The following is an 18,063-nucleotide window of genomic DNA, read 5'->3' as shown; positions in this document are numbered from 1 at the left end:
CCCCGATGGACGCCCGGCCGGGCGTCCATCGGGGAGACGGACGAGCCGGCAGGGCCGCCCATCGTCGCACCGGAACCACCCGACATGCCCATCGGGAACGGGCCGCCCGTCAGGTGACCGTCCCCCGCAGGGGTCATCCGTTCGTCCGCCATTTTTCTCCCCCTCCGGCTCGGCCCCGAAACCGATGCTAGGGCCGGGTACGGCAACCGCGGCGGGCTTCGCGTCCGATCGGCGGAAAACCGTTTCTGCCCCGGCCTGTTTCCGACCCGGAAATCCCGGCTCTTCGCCCCCGTACGGTCCCACCGGAGCAGGTGGACCCGGTGAGCGCACCGGGCGAACAACGCCTTGAACAGCATGTTTGCCGACGTGTGGGCCGACATCGCGCTTCCGCAGGCATCGTGGGAGAAAACCCGTAGAGCCGGCCGGACGGGCCCGACCGGATCTGCGATCACGGTTGTTCCGGCCCTCCGAACACGGCGCCGACAATTCGCGGGAAAGGATCCCGCAGACATTTCCGGGTCCTAGGCTGAGGCCGGCCTTCGTGGATCGACGTGTTCTTCTGCGGCCCGACCGGCTTTCGCGGAAAAAGACCGGAGACGGTTCGCCGCAGAAACGACAAGGAGGACGGCATGACGTACGGGGAAACGGGACGTGAGCTCAATCCGCCGGTCGATCTCGCTGCGCTGCGGTCGACACTGGAACGCGAGCGGGCCTCCTGGCGGATGGCGGAAACCTCCGTCACGGCGCTGACCGAGGCGGAGCGGGTGATCCGTCTGGGTGTTCCGGTGCCACCCGACTTCGACCCCGCGCAGATCGACGCGGGCCGCGAGTCGGCGAACTTCCTCGCCCGCGCGGCGCTGGCCTCCGCGTTCGGTGCGCCGACGAGCTTCGACCTGCGTGACGTGGGTGGGATCAACTACAGCACCCCGATCCGGGACCAGGGCAACTGCGGATCCTGCGTGGCCTTCGGGGTGGCCGCCACGATGGAACACGTGCTGCGTTACAGCCAGCGGGACCCGAATCTCGTCGTGGACCTCTCCGAGGCGCACCTGTTCTACTGCCACGGCCGGGCCGACGGCAGGCACTGCCGGTCCGGCTGGCTGCCCGAGCCGGCCCTTGGGGCCTGTTGCGACAAGGGGGTCACCACCGAGGAGTGCTACCCCTACACCGCAGGCGACCAGAACTGCACCGGCCTGGACCCGAACTGGCAGAACAGCCGGGCCGTCGTCACCCAGTGGCAGGACGTCAGCGGAAACCCGGCATCGATGAAACGGGCTCTCGCCCTGTACGGCTCCATCGTTGCCTGCATGTACGTGTACCAGGACTTCTACGCCTACCGTACCGGCGTCTACCGGCACCTGTCCGGCGAGCTGGCGGGCGGTCACTGCGTCACCCTGATCGGCTACGACGACGTCCAGGGCTGCTGGATCGGCAAGAACTCCTGGGGGACCAACTGGGGTGACGGAGGCTTCTTCAGGATCGCCTACGGGGAGTGCGGTATCGAACAGTGGCACACCTGTGAGGTGCAGGGCGTACGGCTCAACCAGCTCGTTCCGGTCGGAGCGGAAGCGCGCCGGGCCTTCCTGGGCTGATTCTCCGGACGTGGGGGAGGAGCGGCTCGTGGCAGTCGTGGAAGTGGGCCGGACGGAGCGGCCGGTACGGGTCGACCCCGGTGACGTCGTGGTGGTACGGCTGCCGGAGAACCCGACCACCGGTTTCGTCTGGTCGGTCTCGGTCAGTGACCCGGAGGTGCTGACCGTCGAGGCGGAGCAGCTGACGGGCCGTGACCGGTCGACCGCCGGCGGCGGGGGCGAACGCGAGTTCCGCCTCCGCAGCCGCGCCGGGTCCCCCGGTACGGCCCGGGTGACGCTGGCACTGTCGCGCCCGTGGGAGTCGACGCCGCTCGAGGAGCGGACGCTGCTCGTGCAGGTCGGCACCGGTTGACCGCACCCGACCACCGCCGGTGGCTGAGGCCCGGCGGTCGCGGGACGGGTGACGGGAACCGCAGAGCACCGGACGATGTCCGTCCGCCGACATCCGATCTCGGAGGCGCACCTGCCCGGCGGGTCGCCCTTCGACGGTCAGGAAGGGGCCTTGACCTGACCGTCGAAGGCGATGCTGCGCCACAGGTCGAACTGCCGGTCGTTGCCGACGATCGGGTTGCCCACCAGCGCCACCGCCGCGTACACCTCCTCGTCGGTACGCAACTGCCGGAAGTAGCCGGGGCCGACCAGGGCGATGCCCCGGTTGGTGGACTGGATCAGCTTCATGTCGTCCTTCCACAGGTCGAGTGGCGGCGGTGGGCTGGGGCTGACGTAGGTCAGCGGGTTGATCCGGTTACCCGCCGGATCGATCATGTGCCAGTGCAGGTGCGGCCCGGTCGAAGAGCCGGAGCCCGGGGCGCCGGCCGCGCCGCCGGACCTGCCGACGATGGCGCCCGACGGTACGGAGGTCCCGTTCGCCAGCACGAACTGGGACAGGTGCAGGTACTGGCTGCGGTACCCGTCGACGTGGTTGATGGTGACGGTGTGGCCGCCCGTACCGTTGTCCGGGGTGTTCCAGACCGTGCCGGCGCCGCAGGCCGGCAGGGCGGTGCCGACCGGCATCGCGAAGTCGATGCCCCCGAGTGATCCGCGCGCGAGGTGCTCCTGCCAGTCGTCGGTGATCGGGTAGGCGGCGAACGGGTTGTAGATCACCGGTGCCGCGAGCGCGGGCGCCGACGGGAGCAGGCCACCGAGCGCCACACCGGTCGCCGCTGCCGCCGTACCCCGTAGCAGGTCCCGGCGCCGCACGGCCGCTGCCGCACCCTCGGTGCCGCAGCAGCGCTCGGGCTCGGTCGTCGCCATGGTTGCCGCCTCTCGTCGCGCCCGGGGCCACACCGGCGTCCATCGGGGTGTCGCACAGCTGGGCGTCGCGGCCAGGCCATCCATATATCTACCCGAGCTGATTAATCTTGGCTAGTGGTCGACGCGTACGGTCAGCGACGGGTACCAGCGCCGCGGTCCGACCTGGACGTCGACGCTTCGCTGCCCGCCGTCGTTCCGCGATCACCGGAGAGCACCGTGCCAGTTCGCCAGCCGTCCGTCGGGCGTACCCGCCGAATCGTCCTGTTTCCGGTCATGCTCGCCACGGTCGCCGTACTCGCGGCCGGCTGCCCGGCCGGATCCACCGAACCGCCGGCGCGGGCGACCGCCGGCCCCACCCCGTCGACCCTGCGGCTGATCACCCCGGAGACCCTCGGCGGGCTGCCCAAGTCCCGGGACCGTGGCCTGTTGGCGCCACCGACCAAGACCATGGGTGCGCTCAAACAGATGGTGCCGGGTGTCACCAGCGCGGTCGCCTGGGCCTACGGCGGCCGGTCGGAGACGGAGGACACGATCGCGGTCAGCGGCGTGACGGGTTCGATCGCGGACCCGGCCGGACTGGTGGACTGGCTCTTCACCCAGCAGACGATGGTGACCGACGTCCGCCCGGTGGATCCGGGCCCGCTGGGCGGTGAGGTCCGGTGCGGTGCCGCGCAGAAGAGCGGCTACCACGTCACCGTGTGCCTCTGGGCGGACCGGGACAGCGTCGGTCAGCTGTTCGTCGTGTCCCGCTCCGACCGGGACCGGACCGGCGACATCGCCGGACTCAGGAAGGAACTGGTGGCGCCGCCGGGGTGAGGTCCACCGCATACCGGGTACCGTCGCGCGGGCGACCCGACCACACTGGACGACATGTTCCTGCGGTCCCTCGATGTCACCGGTCTCTTCACCTGGTACGCGCTGGTCGTCCCGCCGCTCGTGGCGGCGACCGCGCTGCTGCGGTACCTCGTCAACGCCGGGCGGCCGAACCGGGCACCACTGTCCACGTTCGAGCTGGCGTACCTGTCCGGCGGCGCCGACCTGGCCTGCCGTGCCGGTCTGGCCTGGCTGCACCGGGCCGGCCTGATCGAGACCGGCCCGCTGGCCACGCTGCGGTCGGTGGGCCGGGCACCGCAGAGCCCACCACCGTTGACTTCGGCCCTGTACTCGGCGCTGCGGGGTGGGCAGACCTGGTCGCAGGTCCGCCGGGACCACGAGGTACGCCGCGAGCTGCACCGCACCGGGCAGCGGATGATCCGGTACGGCTACCTGCTGTCGCCCGCCGGGCGGCGCGCCATCGCCCTGGCCACCGTACCGTTGTTCCTGGTTGCCGCCGTCGCGGCGGTCCTGCTCGCGGTCGCCCTCGCCGACGACACGCCGTCCCGGCCGGCCCCGACGGTGGGGCTGCTGTTGTCGGTGACCGCGACCGTGCTGGCCGGCTGGCTGTTGGCGCAGCCACCGGCGACCACCCGCGCCGCCCGCCGGGCGCTGCGGAAGGCCCGGGAACGCTTCGGGGGGAGCCGGGACTGGTCGACCGTCCCGGCGGCGGAGCTGAGCCGCGCGGTGGCGTTACGCGGTCCGCGTGGTCCGTTGGCGACGGACCCGGTCTTCGCGGCGGCGTTGCAGATCGAGGACGTCCAGCCGGCGCCGTTCGGGAAGGACGTGCCGTCGACGGCGTCGTCCCGGTCGGGCGACACCGGCCCGGTCGACGCCCGGGGCTGACTGCGGCTGCTCAGTCGCCCTCGACGGTCGCCACCCGGTCCCCGGGGACGAACGGCGCCTGCACCACGAAGTGCAGGTAGTCCGGCGAGCTGGCCTGGAAGGTGTGCGTCTCGCCCGGCTCCACCACCAGCATCGACCCGGCGGCGAGGGGCACCTCCAGGCCGTCGACGACCGCGATGCTCCAACCCCGGGCCACCAGGTAGATCTCGCACATCCCGTCGTGCCGGTGGGGCTGGTCGACGCCGCGATCGGCCCATCCCACGGCCACCGGCACCGACGAGTTCCATGGCCCGACGAACCAGCCCTTGCCGTCGGGCGGCGTACCGTCGACGCTGCCCACGATCATCCGAGCCTCCCGTCGGGGGTGGCGGGCGCCGGTACCGGTACGACGTCCCGCACGATCGCCGGCTGTGTCGACGGGTACGGCACGGCGCCGTCGCTCAGTTGGCGGATGATCCCGTCGAGCAGGTCGAACGTCTCGGCGTACCCGGTCGGCACCCGGCCGGCCACGACTGCCCGGTGCGGTGTGCCGTCCCGTTCGACGGTCAACCGTCGCAGGGTCGCGCCGGGTACCGGTGGTGGTGCCGCCGGCACGGCCGGGAAGCCGGCCCGGTCCAGCGTCGCCCACAGGGTGGCCAGGGCGTCGGCGTCCACCTGACCGGTCCACGCCCCGACCGTGCGGGTACGGGAGAAGTGCTGTGTCAGCCGGGCGTGACCGTCGGCTCCGACGGCCAGTTCGCTGCGACCCCACGGGTCGCCGGGATCGTGCTCGTTGCCGATGCTGTACCCCAGGGTGCCTGCCGCCACCGACGCATCCTACGTCCGTGGCGGGGGGACACCCGTGCCGGGCGAACACGCCCGAGGGCGTGGCTTGCCTCGCGGCTCGGTGGCCACTAATCTACAACCAAATGGTTGTAGATGAGCTGGGCGGGACGGAAGCCGACCGCATCTTCCACGCCCTGGCCGACGCCACCCGGCGCGACATCATCGCCCGGGTGATCCGCCAGGAGCAGTCCGTGTCCGCGCTCGCGCGGCTCTACCCGATGAGTCTCGCGGCGGTGCAGAAACACGTGGCGGTGCTGGAACGCGCCGCGCTCGTTACCAAGGAGAGGCACGGAAGGGAACAACGCGTACGCGCCGACCTGACCGTCCTGCGTCGGGCGACCCGGTTGCTCGACGCGTACGAACAGCTCTGGCGACACCGCACCCACAGCATCGAACAGATCCTCGCCGAGGATCAGGAAGGACACTGAACCATGGCCGTGGTCAGCACCCACCGGGACGAACAGGCGTTGACGCTCACCTTCGTCGCCGAGTTCGCCGCCAGCGTCGACCGCGTCTGGCAGGTCTGGCAGGACCCACGTCAACTCGAACGGTGGTGGGGGCCGCCCACCTGGCCGGCCACCTTCGATCGGCACGAGTTCGTCGTCGGAGGGCAGTCCCGCTACCACATGACCGGACCCGAGGGGGAGAAGGCGCGCGGCTGGTGGACCATCACCGCCATCGACGCCCCCCACCGGCTGGAGTTCGAGGACGGATTCTCCGACGAGAACGGCGAACCGGTGGACGCCGACGACCCGATCCGGATGACCGTGACCATCGAGCCGGTCGAGTCCGGCACCCGCATGACCACGGTCGCCGCGTTCGCCAGCACCGACCGGATGGAGCAGCTCGTGGCCATGGGCATGGCGGAGGGCATGCGGGAGGCGATGGGCCAGATCGACGCCCTGCTGGCACGCCAGGAGGTCCGGAAGGGGACGGAATCGTGAGGAGGCTGATCGCCAGTACCTTCCTGACCCTCGACGGGGTCATGCAGGCCCCCGGCGGGCCGGGGGAGGACGACGACTCCGGCTTCGCCCACGGCGGCTGGTCGGTGACCTACTGGGACGACGTGATGGGCGAGTTCATGGGCGAGTCGATGGGCCGGCCCTTCGATCTCGTCCTCGGCCGCCGCACCTACGACATCTTCGCCGCGCACTGGCCCCGGGTCCCCGACGACGAGGGCGCCAAACCGTTGAACGACGCCACCAAGTACGTCGCCTCGCGCGGTCGTCCCACCCTCGAATGGCGTAACTCGGTGCTGATCGACGGGGACGTGGCCGAGGGCGTCGCGGCACTCAAGCAGGCCGACGGGCCGGAGTTGCAGGTGCACGGCAGCGCCAACCTGCTCCAGACCCTGATCCGCCACCACCTCGTCGACGAGTACCGGCTGATGATCTTCCCGGTCGTCGTCGGGTCCGGCAAACGGCTGTTCGGTGACGGCGCCGTTCCCGCCGGACTGAAACTCGTCGACAGCAGGGTCTCCACCACCGGGGTCGTGATCGGCACGTACCAGCCGGCGGGGGAACTCGTCACCGGTTCGTTCGCGTTGGACTGAGCACCGCCCCGGTGGGCGCCGGCTTGAACTTCCCACGACCGTCGTGAGATTCTTTGTCGTCGATAGCTCGCGCGCGGGGCTGATCACCGTCCACCTGGGCAACCGGGACCGACCACGGTCTCCGGAGGTGCGGCGACGTGTGCCACGGGAGCACCCGGGACAGTCCGTCCATGGGTCCGCCCGCCGCCCCGACGCACCTCCCACCCGTCACCGGCAGGGCGAGTCCCTTTCGTGAGAACGAAGGAACTCCACATGCAGAACCCGCGCAGGTACGGGTACGAGAATCCCATCCCGCTGTCGCCGCCCGTACGCCCCGCCCGGGGCCGCTGGACGGCACTCGCCGCGAGCCTGCTGCTCGCCACCGGGGTGCTCGCCGCCGTCGACCCACCGACGGTACGGGCGGCGGCGAGCGACCCGGTGAGCGTGACGGTGAACCTGAGGGCCGGACTGGCGACCGTGCCGGAGACCGCCCTCGGCGTCAACCACGCCATCTGGGACCAGAACCTCGGCACCAACGAGACGTCGGACCTGCTGCGTGCCGCCGGCGTGCAGATGCTGCGCTACCCGGGCGGCTCGTACGCCGACATCTACCACTGGAAGACCCACACCGCCCCCGGTGGCTACGTCGCCCCGAACACCGACTTCGACACCTTCATGGCGGCGGCCCGCCGGGTCGGCGCCCAGCCGATGATCATCGCGAACTACGGCACCGGTACCCCCGAGGAGGCCGCCGAGTGGGTGCACTACGCCAACGTCACCAAGGGCTACGGCGCGAAGTACTGGACGGTCGGTAACGAGAACTACGGCAACGGCCACTACGGGTCCGGCTGGGAGGCCGACCACCATCCCGACAAGAGCGCCACCTACTACGCCAACCTGGTCGTCGACTACGCCGACGCGATGAAGGCGGTCGACCCCACCATCAAGGTCGGCGCGGTGCTGACCATGCCGGGCAACTGGCCGGACGGGATCACCGCCGGCACCGACCCGGGCCCCTGGAACCAGGCCGTGCTCTCCATCGCCGGCCCGAAGATCGACTTCGTCGACGTGCACTGGTACCCGGGCGGCACCGCCGCCGAGTCACTGGCCCGTACCAGCCACATCGACGACGCCGCCTACCTGCTGCGGCAGCAGATCGACCGGTACGCCGGGCCGGACGCCGCCCGGATCGGCATCAGCTTCACCGAGCTGAACGTCGGACAGGGCACCACCACCCAACCGGGCGCGCTGTTCCTCGCCGACGCCTACAGCGACCTGCTGGAACAGGGTGTCTTCACCGTCCAGTGGTGGAACGTGCACAACGGTATCGGCACCGTGTCGACGATCGCCGGCCACACCGACTACGGCGACTACGGCATGCTCTCCAGCGGCGGCTGCACCTCCGACGGCACGATCTGCGAACCACCACTGAACACGCCGTTCGCCGCCTACCACGGGCTGACCATGCTGAGCCGTTTCGCCCGCACCGGCGACCAGTTCGTCCGCGCCGGCACCGACCAGCCGCTGGTCACCGCACACGCCGTCCGGCGCGCCAACGGCGAGGTCGCCGTGCTGCTGGTGAACAAGGACTCGGACAACTCGTACCCGGTCGCCATCGACTACGCCGGCTTCACCCCGTCGACCGCCGCGCCGACCGTGCACACCCACACCAACGGTGCCACCGCCATCACCACCAGCCAGTCGGGCAGCGCCACCAGCCGGACCCTGCCGCCGTACTCGCTGACCACCCTGGTACTGCGGCCGGCCGGGGCCACCACCGGGCAGCCCGGCGCCCCCGGCCAGCCCACCGTCGCCGCCGTCACCGACCGCACCGCCACCATCTCCTGGCCCGCCGGCACCGCCGGTGCCGACCCCGTCGCCAAGTACGAGGTGTACCGGCAGCACGGGGCGGTCAGCGAACAGCTCGGCGAGACCACCGGCACCTCGTACACCGTCGGCAACCTCGACCCCGGCAGCCGGTACACCGTCAACGTGCTCACCCGGGACGCCGCCGGCCGGGTCTCCTGGTCCTCACCGCCGCTCACCTTCACCACCGGCAGCCCGACCGACAGCAGGTGCAGCGTCCGCTTCACCAAGGGCACCGACTGGGGCAACGGGTACGTCGGCACCATCGACATCGTCAACAACGGACCCGACCCGGTCAGCGGCTGGACCCTCACCTACACCTGGCCGACCACCTGGCAGCAGGTGAGCAGCGGCTGGAGCGCCAACTGGGCACAGACCGGCACCACCGTCCGGGTCACCAACACCGACGACAACCGGCAGATCCCCGGCGGCGGGGGCAGCACCAGCGCCGGTTTCGTCGGCGCGTACAGCGGTCCGAACGTGCTGCCCACCGCGTTCACCCTGAACGGCGTCCCCTGCACCACCCGGTGACCACCCGCCACCGGAGAGGTTGACCCGCCCCAAACCACGGGCGATCTTGCACTTGTGGCCCCGATATTTCTCACGAAAGAGACAAAAAGTGGGCCGCAAGTGCAAGATCGACCGTGGAGCGGGCTTGCATCCGTCTGGGACCTCGACCCGACCGCCGAGCGGACCGCCCGCGACCTGACCCAGCGGGAAACCTCCTGCTGCTCGTTTTTCACCTTCTCCTTCACGCACTCCGCCGAGGCACTCCGGCTGGAGGTGCGGGTACCGGACCGGCACGTCGCGGTCCTCGACGGGCTCGCCGCGCAGGCGACCGCAGGGCTGCGACGGTGAGCGGCCTGCGCAGCAGCCAGGTCGCCACGGCGGCCGGCGTGAACCTCCAGACCCTGCGGTACCACGAACGGCGCGGACTGCTCGCCGAACCGGAACGCAGCCTGGGCGGGCACCGGCTCTACCCGGACCAGACGGTGGTCCTGCTGCGGGTGATCAAAGCGGCGCAGCGGTTGGGTTTCACCCTGGCCGAGATCGCCGACCTGCTCGATGCCGGCCGGCGCCGCCACGGCGGCCGCCCCGACCCGGGACTCCGTACCCGGATACGCGACAAACTCGCCGAGGTGGAGACCAGGATCGCCGACCTAGATCATCGCGGCCACCCTCCGGTCGGCCGCCGACGCCGGCTGCGACGACCTGCTCACCTGTGCGGGCACCGCGTGCTGCCCGATCCCGTTCACCGACCTCGCCCGGAAGGACTCCTGATGCCCACTCTCGTCGACCATGTCCGGCGGGTACTGCCCGTCTCCCTGGTGGTGGGCCACCCGCCGGCACCGGCGCGGCTGCGCCGGGGGCAGCTGCGCGTGCGGGACCGCCGGCTGACGGACCTACCGGTCCGCCCCGGAGCCGGCCGCCGCCACCCGGCGTGCCGCCGCGACGATCATCGCGTCGACCTCGTCGGACACCAGATCGCCGTACGTCTCGTAGACGTCCTCCAACTCCACCAGCCGCTCGGCGAGCGCAGAGGAACCGTGACCGAAGGTGCGCCATGCCCAGCCGGTCAGCTCCCTCGGCGTCATGTCCCCCGCCACGACGCGTGCGGCGAGGATGCGAAGTGCTGCCTCGTTGCCTGCCAGGCTCCCCGGTCGGTGGTGGTCGAGGTCGACCTCGCGCAGGGCACCCTCGACGAACCGGGGCACCTCCTCGTCGGCCTGGCCGGCGGATACTCCGGCGAGCATGCCCAGGTGCGGGCCGTCGAAGCCGGCGACCAGCAGGTCGCACGCGGCCACCACGACGTCGGACGCGTTGACGTACCCGACGCCCCACAACGCGGTGGCCGCACGCATCCGGGCCAGTGCCTCCGCAGGCTGCATCACTCCATGATGGACCCACCGGTGCCGTCCGGACCGCCGGCCCGGTGCGGTACGGTCTGGCTCATGCTGCGCCGGTGGGGCCTGACGGGAATCGTGGTGGTGTGCGGCCTCCTCCTGGCCAGGGAGTTCTACGTCGACACCTCCCCGGTGGCCGGCATCGTCGCACTGGTGGCGGCCCTCGGGCTGGCCGCCCTACTCTCCCCGGCGGCGTTCCCCCGCCACGTCAGCGCCGCCGACGCCGCGCAGCGCAGTGCCCGTGACGGCCGGGCCGTCGTGTACTGGCGACCGGGCTGCCGGTACTGCCTGGAACTGCGTATCCGGTTGGGTCGCGACGCCCGCCGCCTGCACTGGGTCGATATCTGGCGCGATCCGGCCGGTGCCGCCGCCGTGCGGGCGATCACCGGCGGCAACGAGACCGTGCCGACGGTGGTGCTGGCCGGGCAGTCGTACGTCAACCCGGAACCCGAGCGGCTGCGTACCCTGCTGCACCAGGGCTGACCGCCGGGTTACCGGCGGGGCACCGCGTCGACGGTCAGCCGGCTGGCAATGGTGACCTCGCCGGTGAGCGGTATACCGCTGCGGCATGTTCACACCGCTTCGGTATACCGCTCACCGGTACCGGCGGACGCGGCACGGGAGGACCGCAGCGGGTCACTTCCCGTGCATGCCGCTGTCCCTGGGCGTGAGATCGTCGACATCGACGAGCGGCTGGCACTCCTGACGGGCAGGTACGCCCCTCAGCCGTGCGTTCAGCCAGGTGACGATGTCAGCTGGTGCGACGTAGATGATGGTGACGTGGGTCGCCTCGGGATATTCGCGGTGCTCCACGACGTCACCGAAGGAGCAGAGCTCCGCGAGCAGCAGGTTGACCCCTGACGGGGCGGCAATGGTGTCCCTGCCGCCGCTGGCCAGCAGGATCGGTACGTCGATATGCTGCTGCACGGGAGCGATACTGCGCATCCAGCGCAACAACGTCTGGTTACGTGTCCAGTCGGGGTTGGCCAGACGCTGGAGGGGCGGGTCCAGGTTTGCGAGATACTCGATGGCTTCGTCGAGGCAGAGCCGTTCCAGGGCCGGCAGCTGCGCCGCGAGTTCCGGCGAGAGCAGATCGGTGTACCGGATGCTCTCCGGTGCGAACTCGACCGCAGCCACCGCCGTGTAGGCCAGAAACACCGCCGAGGCGAGCGTCGCCGCCGTGAACGGTGGCCGCGCGGCGGCCAGGGCATCGTTTCCTGCCGTCGAAGCACCGCTGGCGATGGACATCGGGACGATACCGAGGAGTTCCAGTTCCGGCGCTCGCTGCTGACCGATCTCGCCTACGCCGAGAGTCGGTAGTCCGCCTTCCGAGTGGCCGGCCGCGAACCAGCGCCGTCCCACTTCCGGCGAGACGTTACGCGCCGCCAGGACGCTGTCGATCATAGAACGGGCAAGCGTGTATTTCTGGAGAAAGTTGTGCAATTTTCCCGAGAGGCCCAGTCCCGCATAGTCGGTGGCGACGACCGCGTACCCGGCCCGCAGGAAATGCGCGATTAAGCTGTCGTAACTTCCCAGTTCGGGGTCCCGCGAAGGTGCGCACTCCGGACCGATCCCGGTGGTCCCGTGCCCCCATGCGATGACCGGCCACCCCTGTTTCGGGGCCACGCCGCGCGGAAGCATCAGGGAACCCGTCACCGCGATGGGTGTCCCGTGGATTCCCTCCGAGCGGTACTTGATCCGCAGCGCCTGGGAGCTGGCCTCCCGGACCGGTTCGGTGACCGGCATCGGCTCGGTGGCGAACACCCCGCCGACGGGCGTGTTCTCCAGCTCCCACCGGCTCGGGCTCTGGTAGAAGCCGGTCCGCCCGGCGTCGCCGTGCGCGAGCGCGCCACCGGCCGTGCCCGCGCCGGACAGGGTGAGGACGGCGACGACGCCGAGACCGAGACCGAGGACGCCCCGCCAGAACCGGCGCCCCCGCCCGGTTCTTCGTCTGAGCTGCCCGAGCGACGTGTGGGAGTCTTCCGACGGATGGCCTGCCGTACGGGCCGGTTCGGGAAATTTCGATGCGCGTGGTACCACAACGACCTCCGATCGAGGGATTTGGGTGAGATTCCAGCATCAACCGGAAAAAGCGTCTGCGGCCCCGTTTCGGCATCGCCTCACTGATTCGGGGACCTGATGTGGGGATGGCCGGTGGCCCGGGACTCGGGCGGCCACCGCGAGTGGCCGCGATGAGGGGCGGCGTTTCCGTAGCCGCTGCTCCCGGAGCGCGGCAGAAGCGACACCTCATGTGGTACGAGGGCGGGGCCAGGGGAGGGTGTGCAGCACGATTGTTCGCGAGTGAACCTTGTTCTACTCGCGGCGGCGTCTGAACTCAGGGCGTCGAGCCGTACACTCTCCGGCATCGAGCGCCGACGACGTATGGCCGTTGCGCGCCGGCACGGGAGGGAGATCGAATGCAAGACCCTTCGGACTCGACGGAGAGCGCCCCGTCTGAGGAGGACGGTCAGCGCAGAACCGTCGACTCGCCCGTTGTGGACAACCCGACACCCGACTCGGACCTCGACCCGACGACGGCATCGACGGTCCTGGCGGAGGTGCTGCCAGGAGTTGCTGTCGTCTTCGGTGAGGTCCCGGCGGTACTCAAACTCGAATTGATGGACTTTGGGCTCGTACCGGCCGCTGACCGTACGCAGATCTCCACATTTCTCGCCTCGATCGGCAATACGGCGACCGTAGCCGGCAACCTCGGAAACGTATTCGCCAGCGCACAGGGGCTCTACCGGCTCAGCAGCACGACTCAGGCCCTGCTGAAGGCGGGCGGAACGCTCGCGGTCAAGGACGGCGCGAACCTCGGAGCGATCTTCGCCAACGGCAAGATAGTCGGTCAGGCCCGCCTCATTCCGGTGGATGCGGTGGGTGCGGCGCAGCTTGCCGCCACGATCGGGCCGGCGCTGGCCATGATCGCCCTTCAAATGCAGCTCAGTGAGGTCACCAGCCTCACGAGGACCAACATCGCGCTGACCAGCCAGGTACTCACGACCATCCGCCACGAGCAGTGGGCCGAACTGACGGCGCTCGTCGCCAGCATCGATCGCGCCATCGACCGAGCGCGAGAGATCGAGTCGGTACCCACCTCCTTGTGGAACAGCATCGCGGGTCATGAGGCGTCGTTGCGTAAGCAGCTTGAGCTGTACCGGCTGAACGTCAGCAACCACGTCCGGCAGATCCGTCACGCCACGCAGGGCCGCCGTGCATATCTGGAGACGAACGCCGAGGCGATCATCTTCGACGCGCACGCCCTGCTCTCCTCCCTCAAGGCATGGACCGGACATCAGGCACTGCACGCCGCGCGGGCCAGAGCCGTTGGAGCCGAAGACGCTGACGAGGCCCGGCTCGTTGACGTCATCGCGCGCGACACCCGTACCGCGCTCGACTCCGCTCTCCCCGAGGCGACCAGCCTCGTCGACTCGCTGACCCGGGAGCTACGCATCATCGTCGAGCTTCCCGGACGTGGCACACTGCCGCTGTCGAGCAAGCGGAAGGACTCGACCGCAGCCCGCCAGACCGCCGCCGGTCTGCTGGAGGCGATTCAACCGCTTGCCGATGCTCTCCACCCGCCAGGCCCTCCGCTGGAGGTGCCGGACGCCGCCTGCGCACCCGAATCGCTGGACCTCGGACCGTACCTCCGCATTCTGCGATGGTTCCTCGAAGACGGTGAAACCCTCCGCGTCCTCGGCTTCGCCGATCAGCCCGATGCTTCCGACCCGATTTCTTCGATTTTCAACGGGGCGATGGAAAAGCTGGCAGCAGTGCGGGACAAGGTGACGGCAAAGACACTTGTCGCCGTCACCGACCGCCGCATCATCACGGCCAAGACGAACACCTTCCTCGAGCAGGGTGAGATCCATCAGGAAATCCCGGTAGAACGGGTGCGATACGTCCGGTCAGCGACCAGCCAGGACAAAAGCTCACGCTCGGCAATCGACCTCATCACGCGCGACGAGAACATCCGATGGCACTTCCAGGTCGACATCGAGAACACCCAGGTGGACGCGCTTGCCGCCGTGCTCGCCGAGTCGATGAACATACCGGACGTCGAACGCGAAGAGCTTCGACGGCGGAGCCACGTTGCCATCGAGGCGGGCAGTGAACATCGCGCCGAGGCCGCCCTGGAGCGGGCCCGACCAACCGTGTGACAGGAAGTGCCGGAGATGCTCGGCGTCTCGCGACGGATGCGGATGTGGGAGCGCTGAGGGGTACGGGTGCGGCCAGTGCGGCGTAGCGCGGGCGCGCAACCTGACAGCACAGATGGAGCAGCTCGACAGGGCGCCATCGTCAATCGGGCTGTCGCCCACGTGTCAGGAAAGCCCCGAGTCAGGTGCTCCGGCCGAGTAGGAAGGGGCCGAGCAGTTCGCGGACCCGCTCCTCGGTGGCGGCGGCGTCCGCGCCCGCCTCGATCATCCGGCTGGCGGTGTAGACCACCGAGCTGATCAGCCCGGCCGTACTGGCCGGGTCGGGCAGGCCCAGCTCGCGCAGGGCGGCCACCAGTGGGGTGCTCATCTGCTCGTGCATCTGCCGGGTGCTGGCGTCGACCTGCTCACCCGGTACGGACTCGATCAGCGCGGCGGCCAGGGCGTGCTCACCCTCGGCGACCAGACGCAGGTTCGTCGAGACGTACGCCAGGACCTGCTCACCCGGGCTGCCGGCGGCGGCCATCGCGCCGGTGACCTGCCGGGACCAGTTCGGCAGCACCTCGTTGACCAGTGCCAGCAGCAGGTCGTTGCCGGAGCGGAAGTACTCGTACACCGAGGAACGCGCCACCCCGGCACGGGCCGCCACGGCGGCGAGGGTGGGGGTGTGGCGCGGATCCTCGGCGAGCAGCGCGCGGGCGGCGTCGAGGAGGGCCCGGTGCCGTTCGGCCCGGTGCTGGGCAACCGTCGGCGCGTTGATGCGTGGCACCGGCCCTCCTCTCACGTCGGTCAACCGGCGGACAACCGCCCGTCAATCATCTCAACCACCCGGTCACAGTGCTCCAGCACATCATGGTCGTGGGTCACCATGACGGTGGCGACGGCCGTCTGCTTCGTCTCCTTGGCCAGCAGTTGCACCACCTCGTGACTGCGGGCCCGGTCCAGTGCGGCGGTGGGCTCGTCCACGAGGAGCAGCGACGGGCGTCCCACCAGTGCCCGCGCGATGCCGATCCGCTGCCGCTCACCACCGGAGAGCTGGTGGGGGCGCCGGTCGGCCCGGTGTGCCATGCCGACGTCCGCGAGCAGTTGGGCAGGGTCCCGGTCGTCGGCGCGCCGTCGGCTGAGGGTACCGACCAACCGGAGCTGGTCCAGGGCGGTGAGCGCCGGCAGCAGGTTGCCGCTCTGGAACACGAAACCGATGTGGTCACGCCGGTAGGCGGCCCGTGCCCTGCTGCTCATGGTGGCGATGTCCTGGCCGTCGATGGTGACCGTACCCTCGTCGGGGATGGTCAGCGCGCCGGCGACCGCGAGCAGGCTGGACTTGCCGGCACCGGACGGGCCGACCACGGCGACCAGTTCTCCGGGGGCCACCGTCAGGTCCACGTGGTCCAGGGCGGTGACCACGGAGTCGCCGTCGCCGAGGCGCAGGGTCACGCCGGACAGCACCAGCCCGGTACGTTCCGTGGTGGTCATCGCTGTCCTCCCAGGGCGGCGAGCGGGTCGATGGCGGCGACGCGGACGATGGCGGTGGCGGCACCGAACAGGCCGAGCAGGACCAGCAGCAGGCTGGCGAAGGTCACGGCGGGTGCTTCGAGGGCGAACGGCACTCCGGTACCGCCCATCAGCCCGCCGAAGCCCGCCCCGCCCGCCACCCCCACGGCGATCGAGGCGGTCAGGATCACCAACGCCTGCACGAGGCCGTCGCGCAGCAGGTACCGCCGGGCGGCACCCATGGCGCGCAGTACGGCCAGCTCGTGCCGGCGGTTGATCGTCCAGACCGTGAAGAACGCGCCGACGACCAGGGCCGAGATGGCGTACAGGAAGACCTGGATGAGGGTCAGCGTCGAGGTTTCGGCGGTGTAGCCGGGCGAGGCGCCGTACGACGTCTCCTTGGTCACGGCCGACGTGCCGGCGGCGGCGTCGCCTGCGGCGAGGTCGATGGTGCCGTCGCCCCGGATCGCGACCGCGGTCGCCTGGTCGGCCTGCTGCGTGCGCAGCTCCTCACCCGGGCCGACCCCGGCGTGCAGCCGTCGCCAGGCGGCCAGCGGCAGGTACGCCACGTCGACGTGACCGAAGGTGTGCTGGTCGGCGGTGACGCCCACCACGGTCAGTCGGGTACCGATCCGGTCGACGGTCAGCACGTCGCCGATGCGCAGGCCGGCGTCCAGGGCCGTCCGCGAGACCACGAGGCCGTCCGGGGCGCCCAGGCCGGAGCCTTCGGCGGCCGTCGGGGTCAGGAAGGAGCCCGGTTCGACGCCGAAAAGGGCGAGGTCGATCGGTACGCCCCGGTTGCTGCGGGTGTTGACCAGCATGGTGCCGAACGGTGCGGCGTCCTGCACGCCGGGCTGTTCACGCCACCGGGCGACCTGGTCGGCGTCCACGACGCTGCGGGAGAAGGCGGAGTCGAGCTTGGTGCCGGCGTCGAAGGCGAACGCGGTCACCGGCAGTCGCTGCAACCCGGAGACGCCGTCGTTGACCAGGCCGGACGACAGTCCGGACAGCAGCACCATCAGGACCGCGATCAGGGCGACCACGCTGCCCATCAGGGTGAACCGGGAGCGCGCGAAGCGTAGCTCGCGCAGCGCAAGAAACATCCGTCCTCCTCGGGGAGGCGTCGGCTGGTTTTTCCGACGCGACGTCGGCAAGGATACCGACGGCCTGTCGGTAAAACGCAGCCGCCCCGGGTTCGCCGGAGATGTCGGCGGCTCCGGTCGTCCAATGCGGCGGTGGGCGCGCGATCACCGCAGGTGGTGCGGATCTTGCCGTGGGTCATGCCGGGTGTTATGAATATCGACGTTCGCGAAGCACCGGTTGATGATCGAGTCACCCAGGTCGAGCGGGGTCGACGTGAGCGGAGATGGTGTGAACAGCGGTTCCTCCTGGCCCGGACAGTTCGACCTCGACGACCCCCTGCACCTGGTGGAATGCCCCGCCGGCCCACCGCCGACCGGGTTGCGCCCGGTGCCGCCCGGCCGTGAGCTGCACCCCGACCAACCGGTCCGGCCCGCGCCCGGCGTGCACTGGGCCGACTGCGACGGTGAACTGGTCGCCCTCGACCTGAACACCGACCGGTTCGTCGCCCTCGGTCGGTACGCCTCGACGGTGGTCACCGCCGCGCTCGCCTCCCCGGCGCCACCGCCCGCCCACCCGCAGGCCCGGGCGGTGCTGGACAGCCTCGCCGCGCGGGGACTGCTGGTCTCGGCGACCGGGCCCGCAGT

20 protein-coding genes and 1 pseudogene are annotated in these 18,063 nt (G+C 70.4%); 13 read left to right on the top strand and 8 right to left on the bottom strand.

Annotation, left to right across the window (positions count from 1 at the left end; translation table 11 throughout):
• Positions 1-629 precede the first annotated feature (629 nt).
• Both GSF22_RS16085 and GSF22_RS16080 read left to right on the top strand, forming a co-directional pair.
• Positions 630-1,592: a C1 family peptidase gene (locus GSF22_RS16085; protein WP_208814396.1), complete on the top strand. Its 963-nt coding sequence runs from the start codon at positions 630-632 to the stop codon at positions 1,590-1,592.
• 28 nt (positions 1,593-1,620) lie between these two features.
• Positions 1,621-1,944 carry a protease inhibitor I42 family protein gene (locus GSF22_RS16080; protein ID WP_208814395.1) on the top strand — a complete coding sequence of 108 codons (324 nt, stop codon included), beginning with the start codon at positions 1,621-1,623 and terminating at the stop codon, positions 1,942-1,944.
• 137 nt (positions 1,945-2,081) lie between these two features.
• Here the strand turns inward: GSF22_RS16080 and GSF22_RS16075 are convergent, their stop codons facing one another.
• On the bottom strand, positions 2,082-2,846 hold the full coding sequence (locus GSF22_RS16075) for a M23 family metallopeptidase (protein WP_208814394.1): 765 nt from the start codon (positions 2,844-2,846) through the stop codon (positions 2,082-2,084).
• Positions 2,847-3,062: 216 nt separating this feature from the next.
• On the opposite strand from GSF22_RS16075, the gene GSF22_RS16070 reads away from it, so the two are divergent.
• Positions 3,063-3,662: a hypothetical protein gene (locus GSF22_RS16070; RefSeq protein ID WP_208814393.1), complete on the top strand. Its 600-nt coding sequence runs from the start codon at positions 3,063-3,065 to the stop codon at positions 3,660-3,662.
• A 54-nt stretch (positions 3,663-3,716) separates the two neighbouring features.
• Positions 3,717-4,565 carry a TIGR04222 domain-containing membrane protein gene (locus GSF22_RS16065; protein WP_208814392.1) on the top strand — a complete coding sequence of 283 codons (849 nt, stop codon included), beginning with the start codon at positions 3,717-3,719 and terminating at the stop codon, positions 4,563-4,565.
• A 10-nt stretch (positions 4,566-4,575) separates the two neighbouring features.
• Here GSF22_RS16065 and GSF22_RS16060 read toward each other — a convergent pair whose 3' ends face one another.
• Together GSF22_RS16060 and GSF22_RS16055 are read right to left on the bottom strand one after the other, a co-directional pair.
• On the bottom strand, positions 4,576-4,911 hold the full coding sequence (locus GSF22_RS16060) for a cupin domain-containing protein (RefSeq protein WP_208814391.1): 336 nt from the start codon (positions 4,909-4,911) through the stop codon (positions 4,576-4,578).
• Positions 4,908-5,372, bottom strand: a complete 465-nt coding sequence (locus tag GSF22_RS16055) for a hypothetical protein (RefSeq protein ID WP_208814390.1) — start codon at positions 5,370-5,372, stop codon at positions 4,908-4,910. The genes GSF22_RS16060 and GSF22_RS16055 overlap by 4 nt, the downstream gene beginning before the upstream one ends.
• A gap of 101 nt (positions 5,373-5,473) precedes the next feature.
• On the opposite strand from GSF22_RS16055, the gene GSF22_RS16050 reads away from it, so the two are divergent.
• From GSF22_RS16050 to GSF22_RS34785, 6 genes and pseudogenes are all read left to right on the top strand, one after another.
• On the top strand, positions 5,474-5,818 hold the full coding sequence (locus GSF22_RS16050) for an ArsR/SmtB family transcription factor (RefSeq protein ID WP_208814389.1): 345 nt from the start codon (positions 5,474-5,476) through the stop codon (positions 5,816-5,818).
• Positions 5,819-5,821: 3 nt separating this feature from the next.
• Complete coding sequence (locus GSF22_RS16045; protein WP_208814388.1) at positions 5,822-6,334, top strand: SRPBCC family protein; 513 nt, start codon at positions 5,822-5,824, stop codon at positions 6,332-6,334.
• Entirely contained in the window at positions 6,331-6,942 is a 612-nt protein-coding gene (locus GSF22_RS16040) for a dihydrofolate reductase family protein (RefSeq protein WP_307804032.1), read from the top strand. The genes GSF22_RS16045 and GSF22_RS16040 overlap by 4 nt, the downstream gene beginning before the upstream one ends.
• Positions 6,943-7,194: 252 nt before the next feature.
• The gene (locus GSF22_RS16035; protein WP_208814387.1) at positions 7,195-9,318 is read left to right on the top strand and encodes a cellulose binding domain-containing protein; all 2,124 of its coding nucleotides are present in this window, start codon (positions 7,195-7,197) and stop codon (positions 9,316-9,318) included.
• A 99-nt stretch (positions 9,319-9,417) separates the two neighbouring features.
• The gene (locus tag GSF22_RS16030) at positions 9,418-9,645 is read left to right on the top strand and encodes a hypothetical protein (RefSeq protein WP_208814386.1); all 228 of its coding nucleotides are present in this window, start codon (positions 9,418-9,420) and stop codon (positions 9,643-9,645) included.
• Positions 9,642-9,893: pseudogene (locus tag GSF22_RS34785) on the top strand (MerR family transcriptional regulator); the annotation flags it as partial. The gene GSF22_RS16030 and the pseudogene GSF22_RS34785, both read left to right, overlap by 4 nt.
• 297 nt (positions 9,894-10,190) lie before the next feature.
• On the opposite strand, the gene GSF22_RS16020 reads toward GSF22_RS34785, so the two are convergent.
• Positions 10,191-10,676 carry a hypothetical protein gene (locus tag GSF22_RS16020; protein WP_208814385.1) on the bottom strand — a complete coding sequence of 162 codons (486 nt, stop codon included), beginning with the start codon at positions 10,674-10,676 and terminating at the stop codon, positions 10,191-10,193.
• A 63-nt stretch (positions 10,677-10,739) separates the two neighbouring features.
• On the opposite strand from GSF22_RS16020, the gene GSF22_RS16015 reads away from it, so the two are divergent.
• Entirely contained in the window at positions 10,740-11,174 is a 435-nt protein-coding gene (locus GSF22_RS16015; RefSeq protein ID WP_208814384.1) for a glutaredoxin domain-containing protein, read from the top strand.
• A gap of 153 nt (positions 11,175-11,327) precedes the next feature.
• On the opposite strand, the gene GSF22_RS16010 is transcribed toward GSF22_RS16015, so the two are convergent.
• Positions 11,328-12,731, bottom strand: coding sequence for an alpha/beta hydrolase (locus GSF22_RS16010; RefSeq protein ID WP_208814383.1), 1,404 nt, complete (start codon positions 12,729-12,731; stop codon positions 11,328-11,330).
• A 455-nt stretch (positions 12,732-13,186) separates the two neighbouring features.
• Here GSF22_RS16010 and GSF22_RS16005 point away from each other — a divergent pair, with 455 nt between their 5' ends.
• Complete coding sequence (locus GSF22_RS16005) at positions 13,187-14,851, top strand: hypothetical protein (protein WP_208814382.1); 1,665 nt, start codon at positions 13,187-13,189, stop codon at positions 14,849-14,851.
• A 178-nt stretch (positions 14,852-15,029) separates the two neighbouring features.
• Here GSF22_RS16005 and GSF22_RS16000 read toward each other — a convergent pair whose 3' ends face one another.
• The 3 genes from GSF22_RS16000 to GSF22_RS15990 are packed head-to-tail and all read right to left on the bottom strand — an operon-like array spanning position 15,030 to position 17,439.
• On the bottom strand, positions 15,030-15,614 hold the full coding sequence (locus GSF22_RS16000) for a TetR/AcrR family transcriptional regulator (RefSeq protein ID WP_208814381.1): 585 nt from the start codon (positions 15,612-15,614) through the stop codon (positions 15,030-15,032).
• A gap of 20 nt (positions 15,615-15,634) precedes the next feature.
• Positions 15,635-16,318 (bottom strand): ABC transporter ATP-binding protein, encoded by a 684-nt coding sequence (locus tag GSF22_RS15995; RefSeq protein WP_208814380.1) that lies wholly within the window; start codon positions 16,316-16,318, stop codon positions 15,635-15,637.
• Positions 16,315-17,439, bottom strand: a complete 1,125-nt coding sequence (locus GSF22_RS15990) for an FtsX-like permease family protein (protein WP_208814379.1) — start codon at positions 17,437-17,439, stop codon at positions 16,315-16,317. Before GSF22_RS15990 ends, GSF22_RS15995 begins: the two co-directional genes overlap by 4 nt.
• A 268-nt stretch (positions 17,440-17,707) precedes the next feature.
• Between GSF22_RS15990 and GSF22_RS15985 the strand changes: the two genes are divergently transcribed.
• Positions 17,708-18,063, top strand: a 356-nt coding sequence (locus GSF22_RS15985; protein ID WP_208814378.1) for a hypothetical protein, incomplete at its 3' end; no start/stop codon positions are given.

The sequence above is a fragment of the Micromonospora echinofusca genome (assembly GCF_017614955.1).
In the GTDB taxonomy this organism is placed as follows: domain Bacteria; phylum Actinomycetota; class Actinomycetes; order Mycobacteriales; family Micromonosporaceae; genus Micromonospora; species Micromonospora echinofusca_A.
This window is presented reverse-complemented; position numbering and strand designations above follow the sequence as displayed.